Source organism: Reinekea sp. G2M2-21, assembly GCF_015687175.1.
In the GTDB taxonomy this organism is placed as follows: Bacteria; Pseudomonadota; Gammaproteobacteria; order Pseudomonadales; family Natronospirillaceae; genus Reinekea.
On the sequence record NZ_JADPQG010000001.1, the window covers coordinates 1,668,221 to 1,681,473 of the forward strand.

Sequence of the window (13,253 nt, forward strand, 5' to 3'; positions counted from 1 at the left end):
TTAACTTTCTCCTAGCGTTGCGGATTTAATTTGTCGCTGCGCATTGAGCGAAAACACATCGCTCGCCCGGGTCGGCAACTCTGCTAAAGAATGTTCAGTAATGCGCTGATAATGCTGAATAAACCGCGAAATTTGTTCGGCATCCATAACGCCCGAGAGATCACCCTGCTCCATTTCCACTTTTTGTCGCAGTTTGGTTTCCTGTTCCATGCGCCAATTTTGCACCGCAAAAAAACCCGGCGCTTTTAACATAACTAACCGATCTAGTCTCTTAAAAATCGGTTGATAATCAACCGCTAGCCGCTCATTAACATAAGTTCGCCAAACTCGATCCCGATCTTCAAACTCTTCTAGAGCATTCACAGGTATCACCAAATCTTGCGGACATTGCGGACCAGAACCAACGCACCAACCTTCTAACAAAATGATCTCTGGCGCAGACCTCACTTGGGTCCAATGAGTTGATGGATAGCGATCATCCTGTGCTTTATTAAATCGGGGAACTGAAACGGGACCGTTGAAGTGAGACAAAGCCGTCAACGTATCGGCCAGAAACGCGGTGTCGTGAGTACCGGGAACACCCCGTGTAATCAGCAGCGGATGGACAGATGTTGACAGCTCAAGTCTCTGCAGACGTGTCAGATAAAAGTCATCAATCGACATCCCCACGGCGGCGATATCAAAATGATGTTCAAAGAGGAATAACAAAAACTCCGTTAACGTTGATTTTCCTGATCCCTGACAACCGTGAATCCCCACCAGAAGTGGTTGTTCTTGATCACGAGACTGGTCTACTAACCGTTGGGCAAGCGGTTCAAAGCAGCTCAAAGCCGTTTCACGATAAGTCTCGGGAAGCCTCTGCTGCTGGATGAATTGATTAACTTTATCTGTTACGGACACATCCTGCTCTCATAAATAACCTATCTATGAGCATTGCACATTACGTACCAGATAAAAACCACGACTCCAGCCTCCAAACAGGGCAAAAGAGCCAGAAAAAACGCACCGAGCCACCTTAGCAGGTGCCATTTCGCACTATTTCAGGGCAAAAAATCACTCTTCGCTAAGAATTTCACCCAGCTCTTCGAAATCAAAGCCCATTTCAGGGAAAGGCAAACAATTCCGACTGGTGACCGATGTTAGTTCGCGCTGGCAAATCGATTCCGATACTTGAAGAATCTCCTCGAAAGATCGTTCAGTGTTTGATTCAGATTTCACTTTGTTGTCTAACATGACGCCCTCTGTTTTTTGTTTTTAATCCATATACAAAAAACAGATACGCTAAGACCATACCAACTTACCCAAACCCAGTAATTACGGGCCTTTAACGCCAATCTGCCCGAATATCATCAGACAATTCATCCAATTATCGGGGCCAAATGTGACCCAATCAGTCACTTTATTGTCTCCTAATATAGCTATTTACAACGTAATATTGACCAAATTGAAAAGCTGTTAACACCCAGACACAAAAAAGCAGGGATAAACCCTGCTCATTGAATCCCTCTGTAAAAGAGGCGAATTATCCCGTTAGGGTTTCACTAGCCATAACTGATACTTGCCAACCTCGGTTGAAGGAGTCGCCGCCATATCGACATTCCATTTCGATAACATGTAGCTTTCCAGTGCCGCTCGGCAGGTCATTTTCAGAACACCGCCGTGCATACCAAACTCCTGCGCAACTGCATCGGGATAAGCCAGCGCGGGATGCGGCTTTAAGGTCAGGTTAATAATACGATTCCAATCAGCGTCGGACTCTTTCAGCTCATGCAATTGCGGGGCATCACTTTCCCCCAACACCTTCGTTACACGATTGATCACAAAATCGTTAAACGACTCCTGACCGCGATCATAGGCTCTCACCAACCAACGGGTACCAGAATTGATCAACGCGTGAGGCACAATGGCCTGGACTCGGGAGCCTTTCGTTTCAGATATGTACTCAACAGACAGCGCCTGCTGCTTGTGAATGGCCCGGGTAATGGCCGCTAACGTAGGAATGAATGGCAGTGGCGTCTGACTCGGGGATTCTGTCGCAATTTCCGGGAACTTAGGCCCGGCATAGTCATCCCCAAACCCGTAGGTTAACGCGGTGAGCACCTGAGTGGCGGTATAAGAATACAGCGGTACAAACGTATCCTGCGGAATATAGGATTTGATGCCATAGTCGTAAACGACATTTTCAGGCGCCAGTTTTTTGTAAAGGGCAATATCACGCGAGGCAGAAGACTCTTTTAACCCAAAGCGCTTCTGCAAATCACTCCGATTAGCATGACCTAAAAAATAAAGACGGAACTCCAAGTAAAAAAGGCGCTCCTGCTGTGGTTGACTTTGTTCCTCGAGCTTCGGTTTTGTCGAATCATTCATCCTGTCGATCTCTGACCTGTTATTTTAAATTGTAGTCAACTGTAAAGTTGCCTCGAAAACCTGTCAATGCGCTTGAACAATATACTACTACACCATTTTGACCCACATAGGGTGCAATGGCCGCAATAAAGCCCTGTTGCATTTACATTAAATTCAACTGCAAACCCATTAGACGGGCTAAGCTACTGAAAAACAAGATTTTTTCGACAAATCTCTTGCACTGATAAAAAAGATCCGTATTATACGCCCTCGATTCAGGACTATAGCTCAGTTGGTTAGAGCGCTGCCTTGACATGGCAGAGGTCTCCAGTTCAAATCTGGATAGTCCTACCAAAATTCTAAAAACCCGCCTTCTGGCGGGTTTTTGCGTTTAAGGGCTCTGAAACTAGGTCTTAAAGGCGTACCCTAGCCCTATGGGTACAGTTTTTTATTTACTCATAACCGCACACAGCGTTATTAAAAGCCTCTAAAGACAAACAACCGAAATGATTCTCACTAACCCAAAACCAACATTAAGAAGCCTCAGCTCACGAAATCGCTCAGACAAACATGCTTCATTAATATCAATTGCACTTGGCTTTGATTAATTTGAGGCTTTGAGGCTTTGAGGCTTTGAGGCTTTGAGGCTTTGAGGCTTTGAGGCTTTGAGGCTTTGAGGCGACCATGGTCTGGCTCAGAGAGCCGACTACGACATCGAATTTGTAGAAAAGCACCTCCAAGAAACGCAAAAAGCAGCCCGAAAGCTGCTTTTTTAAATAAATTGGTCGGGCATACAGGATTTGAACCTGTGACCCTCGCCACCCCATGACGATGCGCTACCAGACTGCGCTAATGCCCGACTGAGCCGTTAGTTTAAGCTAACTGTTTGATAAATAAAAGCTTTTAGCGAACTCTTTCGACACTTAATAGTTCCAGCACAGCTTCCAGCTCCGCAATCATCTCGCGAATCAGCGCCTGATGTTGCTGCTGAACTTGTTCTGCATCTTCGGGTTCTGAGAGTTTTTGACGTGCACCGCCTATGGTATAACCGTCTTCATACAGCAAATGACGAATCTGACGAATCAGAATGACGTCTTCACGCTGATAATAACGGCGATTGCCTCGTCGCTTAACAGGGCTAAGTTGTGGAAATTCCTGCTCCCAATAGCGCAATACATGAGGTTTAACTGCGCACAATTCGCTGACTTCACCAATGGTAAAATAGCGCTTCCCTGGAATTACAGGTAATTCATCATTCTGGCTGGGTTCCAGCATAAGTCTCGACGGTCACCTTTAGTTTCTGTCCGGGGCGGAATGTCACGACGCGACGCGCCGAAATAGGTATCTCTTCCCCGGTTTTTGGATTGCGTCCTGGCCGCTGACGCTTGTCCCGTAGATCAAAATTCCCGAAACCGGACAATTTGACCTGCTCATTATGAACGAGACTCTCTCGAATTTCTTCAAAGAAAATCTCAACCATTTCTTTGGCTTCACGCTTATTGAGGCCTAATTCCTCGTATAAACGATCCGCCATTTCAGCTTTAGTCAGGGCCATGATGAGCTCCTTAACCTCGCAGAACAGCATCCAAGCGGGTCTGCAGAGTATTAATGATCGATTCCATGAATCGATTTATTTCGTCATCTGTAAGAGTGCGCGAAGGATTCTGCCAGGTCAAGCCCATTGCTAGACTTTTTCGTTTGGAATCAATACCTTTGCCGCGATAGATGTCAAACAAGTTCAAGCTGATCAGATCGTCTCCAGCCATTTCCCGAACAGTGTCCATAACCGAACTGACCGATACATCCTCATCCACAACGACGGCTAAATCCCGGGTAGACGCAGGGTGTTTCGACAACGGCTGGAACACAGGAAGCTCGGATTTCAGCACTCTGTCCAAGCGCAATTCAAACAAGAAAACGTTCTGTTTAAAGCCATAGTCCTTAGCGAGTGTCGGGTGCAAAGCACCTACATATCCGACTAATTTACCATTTCGCTCAATACGGGCACACTGCCCTGGATGCATGGCTGAATTGGTTCCGGGCACAAATTCGAAATTAACGCCTTTCACCAACGCCAGCATTTGCTCAATATCGCCTTTCACATCGTAAAAATCGACGGCTTCACCGGTTTCATACCAACCTTCCGCAAGGCGTTTACCGGTGACGACACCGGCCAGCATTTGCACCTGCTCCAAGCCCTTCTCTTCCTGACGAAAGCGTAGACCAGTTTCGAACAAACGGACATGATCCTGTTGACGATTCAAGTTGTGTAGCATGGCCTTCAGCAAACCTGGCCATAACGATACGCGCATGACCGACATATCGTTTGAAATCGGGTTGGCTAAAACCACACCCTCTTTCTTTGGAAACATTGCTTTCTGGGCTGCGGGCTCAACAAAGCTGTAGGTTATCGCTTCTTGGTAACCCAAAGAGACCATCCGATCGACGATCGCAGACTCTGGCGTCTCCTGTTCCGGCGCGCCCTGTGGCTTCAAGGCGGCCATCGGTGCCGTTACGGGCAGTTTGTTGTAGCCATAAATACGGGCCAGCTCTTCAATCAGGTCGGCCTGTATTTCCATATCAAAACGCCAGCTTGGCGCCTGAACTTTCCAGTATCCTGGCTTGGTATCGAGCAAGGCAAAACCTAGACCTGTTAAAATCTGCGAAATGACCTCGTCTGCCAGTGTCATACCCAAGCTGCTGGACACAACATCCGCAAAAAGCTCGATAACCGCCGCCTTGGGCAGATGGTCGGCAGACTCCCTGACAATAACCGGGCCCGGCTGGGCACCACAAATATCCATTAACAACTGCGTTGCACGTTCAATAGCGGTGACCTGCAGCGCGCTGTCTACGCCACGCTCGAAACGGTGACTGGAATCTGTATGCAAACCATAAGATCGGGCCTTACCGGCAATCTCAATAGGTGCAAAGAATGCGGACTCTAAAAACACCCGAGAGGTATTTTCCGATACGCCTGAGTGTTCACCACCCATAATGCCGGCCATAGCCAATGGGCCTCGCTTGTCTGCAATAACCAGCACAGAGTCGTTTAACGCTATTTCCTGCCCATCAAGCAACGTGATTTTCTCTGCTTTCTCAGCGCGCCGAACAATGATCTTCTCATTCAATTGGTCCAGGTCAAATCCGTGCATCGGCTGACCCAGCTCTAACATCACGTAGTTGGTCACATCAACAACAGGGTCAATGGAGCGGATACCGCCCCGACGCAACCGTTCAACCATCCAGATCGGCGTTGCCGCTTTGACATTCACATTATTCAGAACACGTCCGGCGTATCTTGGACAACCTTTGCTATCGATAATGTCGACCGGGAATACATCGTCATGAACGGGGGCAATGGGGCTGATTGCAGGCTCAGAAACGGCGACATCGTTTAATACACCCACCTCACGTGCTATACCACGCATGCTCAAACAATCTGCTCGGTTGGGCGTCAGGTCGACTTCAATAGCGATATCATCCAACTCAAAATAGTCGCGAAGATTAGTTCCCACCGGCGCATCGGCGGCCAACTCCATGATACCGTCATGGTTTTCAGACAGTCCCAATTCTTTTTCACTGCACAGCATACCGAAGCTTTCTACCTGACGAAGCTTGGCCTTGCTGATTTTAAAATCACCAGGTAATACCGCACCTACTTCCGCAAAGGCAACTTTCAGCCCTGCCCGGGCGTTAGGTGCACCACAGACCACTTGTGCAACACTGTTGCCATTGCTGACTTCACAAACCTGCAATTTGTCGGCATTCGGGTGAGGTGCACAGTTGATTATTTCACCGATGACAACACCGGAAAAATCTTCGGCAACTGGCTCAAAACCATCGACTTCAAGGCCAGCCATGGTCACCTGATCCATGAGTTCCTGAGCGGTAATGGACGGATTAACCCACTGACGCAACCACTTTTCACTGAAATTCATATGCTTACTTAGTCCTTACCGATATCAGTTGAATTGACTCAAGAATTTTAAATCGTTCTCGAAGAACAGCCGCAGGTCATTAACGCCGTAGCGCAGCATAGCCATACGCTCAACACCCATGCCGAAAGCAAAACCCTGATATTTTTCCGGATCTACACCGGATGCGCGTAATACATTGGGATGTACCATCCCGCACCCCATAATTTCCAACCAACCGGTCTGACTGCAGACACGACAACCATCACCACCGCACATAACACAGGCGATATCCACTTCTGCACTGGGTTCCGTAAACGGGAAATAGGAAGGACGGAACCGAACCGGTAGCTCTTTCTCAAAAAAGACCCGCAGAAACTCTTCAATCGTCCCTTTCAAATCAGCGAAACTGACCTTTTCATCGATCATCAAGCCTTCCATCTGATGGAACATCGGGCTATGAGTTAAGTCAGAATCGCATCGGTAAACTCTACCCGGACAAACGATCCGGATTGGTGGTTGCGATGACTCCATGGTTCTGACCTGCACAGGCGATGTATGCGTCCGCAATAGAGTCGTTGCATCAAAGTAGAAGGTATCGTGCATGGCTCGCGCGGGATGATGAGACGGAATATTCAACGCTTCAAAGTTGTGATAATCGTCTTCAATTTCGGGGCCGGTCGCGATGTCATAGCCGATATTGGTGAAGAAGGACTCCATGCGTCGAAGCGTCATGGTCACCGGGTGCAAACCACCCGTTTTCTGCCGACGACCAGGCGCTGTTACGTCAATTTTTTCAGAAGCCAGCTTTTCAGCAAGCGCATGTTGCTCAAGATGGGCTTTTCGTGCATTGATCGCATTCGAAACGGCTTCCTTCACTTCATTGATTCGGGCCCCGGCAGCGGGACGCTCTTCAGCAGTAAGCTTGCCTAGGGACTTTAACTGAGCGGTGATATCACCTTTTTTACCCAGATATTTAACTCGAATCTCATCTAACGCCTGAGCATTACTTGCTTCATTTACTGCTGCCAGAGCGTCGTCATGCAGCTTATTGAGGGTATCCATGTACCGTCTAAACTCCCGTCAATCGGTGGGCTTAAAAGGCGTTCACTATAAGGAAGGATGAGAAATAAGCAACTGATCTGACAGCATTTTTTGCCGTCAGATCAGGGTTTTAGTGCTTAAAAAGACTGTCTGCGAAACTGCGTTCACAAAAATGACAGCGCAACTGCACTTTTTCCGGTGTTTCGGTCACTGAGAACCGGGTAGCCACCGGTTCTGCGTGTGATATGCAGTTAGTGTTTGGGCATGGGAAAATCCCGGTAAATTCAGCCGGCAGGCCAATGGGGAATTTCTTCACCACTTTGTACGCTTCAATGATGTTAACTGTTGCGTGAGGTGCATATAAAGCCATCTCAGCAGCATCTTGTTCAGAAAACAACCAACCCTCCACTTTAATGATGTCTTTAAGACCACTCCCTTTGGACGGTAAATTCAAGCCGACAGTGAGTCTGGCTTGGGCGTTACGCTTCTGGATTCGGGCCAGTATGTTTAGCCCCTGACCCGCCGGGATATGATCGATCACCGTGCCGGTTTCAATTGCCTCTACGGCCATGGTTTCACGCATTATTCAACTCCTGAATGTTTTCATTCATGACCAACGCCAACAGTGCTTCGCGCGCATAAACGCCGTTTTCTGCTTGCTGGAAGTAATAGGCGTGACTGGTAGCATCCACATCTGGGTGAATTTCATCAACCCGCGGCAATGGATGCATAACCTTCATTGTCGATTTGGCGGGATTGAGCATATCGGCGGTCAGAACATATTGCGAAGCGATGTGCATGTATTCGGTTGGATCAAAACGCTCTTTTTGCACCCGGGTCATGTACAGAATATCGACTTTTTCAATGGCTGCATCCAGCGAGTCCAGATACTCAAATGCGACACCCTGTTCATTCAGACTTTGTTCAATATACGAAGGCATTTTCAATACTTCAGGCGCAACAAAATAGAAAGTCGGGTTAAAGCGCCCTAATGCCTGGGCCAGCGAATGAACTGTCCGGCCATACTTTAAATCGCCCACAAAAGCGACGGACAGGTTTTCCAATCGACCCTGGCATTCATAGATAGAGAATAGATCCAACAGCGTTTGCGATGGATGCTGATTCGCCCCATCCCCCCCGTTAATAACCGGTACCGTTGCAACTTCGGACGCGAGCCTTGCTGCCCCTTCGCGTGGATGCCGCATAATAATCGCATCCGCATAAGATGAAATCATATGGATACTGTCGGTTAAGGTTTCACCCTTTTTCGTCGACGTATTGGCACCATCCGAGAAGCCGATCAGACTGCCACCCAACCTCTGCACAGCAGTTTCGAATGACAATCGAGTACGCGTGGACGCTTCAAAAAAACAACTGGCAATGACGCGATTCGCGAGATACGGACTGGGGCCTTGGGATTTAAAAATAGTAGCAAGATTAACAATGAGTTCGAGGTCTGACTTGCTCAGATCACTAATAGAAACAATGTTCTTCCGAAACAGTGGGTTGACCATGATTTTGCCTGAAACGAATTTGCGGCAGTATACAAAAGAAACCCGATAGCGGATAGGTGCCCGTCAGGTGACTGGTGCTTACGAGCACGTCTTAGAATGATGGAACTCGGGTGGTCCGACATCTCGGTCGAACCGCAAGCGGTTTGATCCCGCTTCAATCTATAGCGTCACTTCAATCCCCCAGACACAAAAATGCCCGCGATAAACGCAGGCTTTTTCTTGAAAATGGTGGAGCTCGGGTGGTCCGACATCTCGGTCGAACCGCAAGCGGTTTGATCCCGCTTCAATCCATAGCGTCACTTCAATCCTCCAGACACAAAAAAGCCCGCGATAAACGCAGGCTTTTTCTTGAAAATGGTGGAGCTAAGCGGGATCGAACCGCTGACCTCCTGCATGCCATGCAGGCGCTCTCCCAGCTGAGCTATAGCCCCTCAACAGGTGCGAGGCATATTAATGAGCCTCGCTATGCCTGTCAATATTTTTCTTTGAATTTTTTCAGTTAATTCAAAGAGTTACGCGATCAATCCTTAATCAAGAAAAGCAGAGATCTGATTAAACTCTTTTTCCAACGATTTCAGTTTCTTTTTACCCAAGCCACCCAGAACCGAAATAGCGTGTCGCAAACGACCTCTGGTCATATCCGGTCCCAAAATAGCCATGGCGTCCATTACAGATACTGATGCCGTCGAGCCGGTAATGGCGATGAACAATGGCGCATTCACGTCTTTAAATTTATGACCTGTATGCTCGGCAATGGCTTTGACATCGGCAAAAATATTGTCTTTCTGCCAATCTCGCAACGTTTCTAATTTCCACAATATTAGCTGTAAAACGTTTTTAATCTCCTCTGTTTCTAGTTTCAGCCCGGCAAAGCTGGCCTCCGTCAAATCAGGATTGCCCTGAAAGAAGAACGCCAACAAAGGAGCGATATCACCCAGAGTCTCTGCCCGCGTTTGCGCTAAAGGCATCAGTTGAGTAGCAAACTCAGCATTGAATTTCCAATCGACTAAACGCTGCAATAACTGCTCTGGCGTATGATGTTCACGGAGATACTTGCCGTTTAACCAGTTCAATTTCTCCTGATCAAACACCGGTCCGCCAAGTGAGATTCGGTTAACGTCGAAGGCACCGATCATATCCTGCAAATTGAATATTTCTTCGCCATTTGGCATGGTCCAGCCCATCATTCCCAGGAAATTCAACAAAGCCTCTGGCAAAATTCCTAGCTCTCGAAAGTATGTGATAGACGTAGGATTCTTGCGCTTACTCAACTTGGATTTGTCTGCGTTACGTAACAACGGCAAATGCACATAAATCGGAGCTTCCCAACCAAAGTACTGGTACAGTGCCAACTGTTTCGGAGTGGATGATATCCATTCCTCGCCACGCATGATGTGGCTGATTTCCATCAGGTGGTCGTCAACAACGCTGGCCAAATGATAGGTTGGCAAGCCGTCTGACTTCATCAGAACCTGCATATCGATTTGCTTCCAATCGATCTCCACATCGCCGCGTAAAACATCTTTAATGACGCAAACGCCCTCTTGCGGGACTTTCATACGAACAACATGTGTTTCGCCTGCGCTTAACCTTTGCTGCACTTCTTCGGCAGACAAATGCACGCAATGGCCGTCGTAACCGATATCTTCGCCAGCTTCGCGCTGCTTTTCCCGCAAGTCATCTAAACGCTCAGAAGTACAGAAACACGGGAAAGCATGCCCTTCATCGACCAGCTGCTGAGTGTATTTCTGATAGATATCTTTGCGGTCCGATTGTCGGTAAGGACCGTGAGGACCGCCAACATCGGGCCCTTCAGACCAACTCAAACCGAGCCAGTTCAGACTGTCCAGAATAGCCTGCTCCGAAGCTTTGGTTGAACGCGCCTGATCCGTATCTTCAATGCGTAAAATGAACTCACCACCGGCACTTTCCGCAAAAACTTTGTTAAACAGGGCAATGTAGGCGGTCCCTACATGAGGGTCACCTGTTGGGGACGGTGCGATGCGCGTTCGAACTTTGGTCATGTTGGTCTCTTTAACTGATTTGAGAAAGAGCCGGATTATAGCGATGGACGTAACCGCCCGCCAGCCAGTCCTCTAATTAAGAACAACGCAAAAAGCCTTTTCTAACCCGACACGCGTTCGCTCAGAGCGCAGAAACGATATAGGTGCTTCAAAATACCCTCACGAGTTTCAATCTGAATGGCACTTAATTAAGCTGATTTGGCGAATAAATATTATTTGCAAGAGCAACTGCGACCTGTTTTAACTGTATATACCTTGCCGTGAAGAACCAATCCGATCCGGCGACTATTCTTAGGCTCTTAACACAAGACTCCATTGGAGGATTTTTTTCCAAGGGTAGATCCCCTTGATCCGGCCCTCATCAGTGGCGAAGTCGTTACAATCGAATCAAAATCCATTGGAGCTTCGCTTCTAATCGATTGCAAGCCCACTTTTGCCGCACGCATTGGCTTTCTGCCTTTCAAACGACCACGCGAGAAATTTACGTCTCACAGATTGGTCAAGCAGAGGTGCTCGAACAAGTGAGTCGACCAGGAGTGGCAGTCGTGAACGACCTGATGAAAACGGAACTGACGAGAGTGATCAATCGTTTGTGGCGGCTGGGATTATTAAGTAACGAGCCATAATCGTAGGACCGGCATGGCCCTTGACGGTACGATACACGCAATAATCCCCAGCCTGGGAATTAGGCAAATGCCAACTGGCTTAAGCTTTAGGGTAAATTTGATAGTGCACGCCTGCCATGGTGTGCATTAACCGCACAACCTGCGCGCTATATCCAGCTTCATTATCATACCAGAGATACAGAACGGCACGATTGTCACGAACAATAGTTGCACCACTGTCCACGATAGCGGTTTTCCGATTGCCCACAAAATCACTGGACACCGCCTCCGGCGAGTTGGTGAAGTCAATTTGCTTGGACAGTTCTGAATACAGCGATTGTTCGCGCAGAAAATCATTCAGGGCTTCAGTTGTCGTGTCGGTCGACAAGTTTAAATTGAGAATGGCCATGGACACGTTCGGTGTGGGAACCCGAATGGCATTACCGGTCAGCTTGCCTTTCAGCGTTGGCAGGGCTTTCGCAACTGCGTTGGCTGCTCCGGTTTCTGTGATCACCATATTCAACGGCGCAGATCGCCCGCGTCGCTCACCACTGTGGTAGTTATCGATGAGATTCTGGTCATTGGTGTAAGAGTGAATTGTTTCAACGTGACCATTCACAATGCCAAAGTGTGCGTCTATGACCTTCAATACAGGCGTAATTGCATTCGTTGTACAGGATGCCGCAGACACAATGGTATCCGTTGCCAGCACATCTTCATGATTCACCCCATAAACAATATTTTTTAAGTCGCCTTTGCCGGGCGCCGTTAACAACACTTTGCCAGCTCCCTTTGCTTCAAGATGCTGGGCCAATCCGGCTTCATCCCGCCAAATTCCGGTGTTATCAACAATTAATGCATCGTGAATCCCGTAAGATTCGTAATCGATTTCTTTCGGTGAGCTGGCGTAAATAACCTTAATCGACGTACCATTTGCAATAATGCACTGATTTTCTTTATCGACCTGAATAGTGCCTTCAAAACTGCCATGCACCGAATCCCGACGCAACAGGCTCGCTCTCTTGGTCAGATCATCGGCAGCTTTGCCCGGGCGGACTACAATGGCGCGCAAGCGCAAACCCGAGCCGGTTGTTTTCTCAATCAGAATACGCGCGAGTAAACGTCCGATACGACCGAACCCGTAGAGAACGACATCACGCGGGGCTGTTTCATATTGACGGTTCACGTCATATCCATCAACCAATTCCGCCAATTCATCTTTCAAAAAATGCGACAGCGGTGTTCCTGCCTGTTGACCCTTATATTTCAGGGCGAGCTTACCGATATCGATATGACCGGCGGCTAGGTTCAACTTCGTCAACTCTTGCAACACAGACAACGTATCTTGAACGGACAACTCATGCCCTTCCACCTGCTTCACAAAACGGTGCGATTTAAGCAATCCGATGGAGGATTGATTAATAATCTGGCGACCATAAATCGACGTTATCACATCATTCTTTCGGTACAACTGACCGATCAAAGGAATCATGGTTTCGGCCATTTCTTCTTTCTGCTGCCACTGTGACAACGTCTGATTAACTTGAGTCGCATTCATGTGTTCGGAGCCTTGTTTATTATGAATTGTCAGTCAAACTGGCCCGGTTTAGTTTGGTTTTATGACAAGTTGATAGGGTCTTGAGCCAGCGTCGCGGCGTGATCCTAGTGAAGAACAGAAACAGCAACCAGAGGTTTTGTCAGCAATTTATGGTCAACTCGTGAGCGTATGAACAGATAAACCCTCTGACTGTGTTTTTATTACAACAATTTATCGGCCCATCTCAATAAAAAAGGACAGATTTG

Annotated in this window: 10 protein-coding genes and 3 tRNA genes; 1 reads left to right on the forward strand and 12 read right to left on the reverse strand. The window is 47.8% G+C overall.

Annotated features, from left to right (window positions below; translation table 11 throughout):
• Positions 1-900, reverse strand: a complete 900-nt coding sequence (locus tag IYN85_RS07620; protein WP_196158209.1) for a kinase — start codon at positions 898-900, stop codon at positions 1-3.
• A 630-nt stretch (positions 901-1,530) separates the two neighbouring features.
• Entirely contained in the window at positions 1,531-2,367 is an 837-nt protein-coding gene (locus tag IYN85_RS07625) for a WYL domain-containing protein (RefSeq protein WP_196158210.1), read from the reverse strand.
• Positions 2,368-2,623: 256 nt separating this feature from the next.
• Here IYN85_RS07625 and IYN85_RS07630 point away from each other — a divergent pair.
• Positions 2,624-2,700 (forward strand) — tRNA-Val (locus tag IYN85_RS07630).
• A 428-nt stretch (positions 2,701-3,128) separates the two neighbouring features.
• Here the strand turns inward: IYN85_RS07630 and IYN85_RS07635 are convergent.
• From IYN85_RS07635 to IYN85_RS07680, 10 genes are all read right to left on the reverse strand, one after another.
• A tRNA-Pro gene (locus tag IYN85_RS07635) sits at positions 3,129-3,205 on the reverse strand.
• 44 nt (positions 3,206-3,249) lie between these two features.
• Positions 3,250-3,621, reverse strand: coding sequence for a MerR family transcriptional regulator (locus IYN85_RS07640; RefSeq protein WP_196158211.1), 372 nt, complete (start codon positions 3,619-3,621; stop codon positions 3,250-3,252).
• On the reverse strand, positions 3,599-3,904 hold the full coding sequence (gene ihfA / locus IYN85_RS07645; protein WP_196158516.1) for an integration host factor subunit alpha: 306 nt from the start codon (positions 3,902-3,904) through the stop codon (positions 3,599-3,601). The genes IYN85_RS07640 and ihfA overlap by 23 nt, the downstream gene beginning before the upstream one ends.
• 7 nt (positions 3,905-3,911) lie before the next feature.
• Positions 3,912-6,287, reverse strand: a complete 2,376-nt coding sequence (gene pheT / locus IYN85_RS07650; RefSeq protein ID WP_196158212.1) for a phenylalanine--tRNA ligase subunit beta — start codon at positions 6,285-6,287, stop codon at positions 3,912-3,914.
• Between the two features lie 24 nt (positions 6,288-6,311).
• Positions 6,312-7,328: a phenylalanine--tRNA ligase subunit alpha gene (pheS, locus tag IYN85_RS07655; protein ID WP_196158213.1), complete on the reverse strand. Its 1,017-nt coding sequence runs from the start codon at positions 7,326-7,328 to the stop codon at positions 6,312-6,314.
• A gap of 109 nt (positions 7,329-7,437) precedes the next feature.
• Positions 7,438-7,890, reverse strand: coding sequence for an aspartate carbamoyltransferase regulatory subunit (gene pyrI / locus IYN85_RS07660; RefSeq protein ID WP_196158214.1), 453 nt, complete (start codon positions 7,888-7,890; stop codon positions 7,438-7,440).
• Complete coding sequence (gene pyrB, locus IYN85_RS07665) at positions 7,883-8,821, reverse strand: aspartate carbamoyltransferase (protein WP_196158215.1); 939 nt, start codon at positions 8,819-8,821, stop codon at positions 7,883-7,885. Before pyrB ends, pyrI begins: the two co-directional genes overlap by 8 nt.
• A gap of 355 nt (positions 8,822-9,176) precedes the next feature.
• Positions 9,177-9,252: transfer RNA gene (locus IYN85_RS07670), tRNA-Ala, on the reverse strand.
• Positions 9,253-9,348: 96 nt separating this feature from the next.
• Complete coding sequence (gene gltX / locus IYN85_RS07675) at positions 9,349-10,845, reverse strand: glutamate--tRNA ligase (RefSeq protein WP_196158216.1); 1,497 nt, start codon at positions 10,843-10,845, stop codon at positions 9,349-9,351.
• 705 nt (positions 10,846-11,550) lie between these two features.
• Entirely contained in the window at positions 11,551-13,008 is a 1,458-nt protein-coding gene (locus IYN85_RS07680) for a glyceraldehyde-3-phosphate dehydrogenase (RefSeq protein WP_196158217.1), read from the reverse strand.
• Positions 13,009-13,253: the final 245 nt, after the last annotated feature.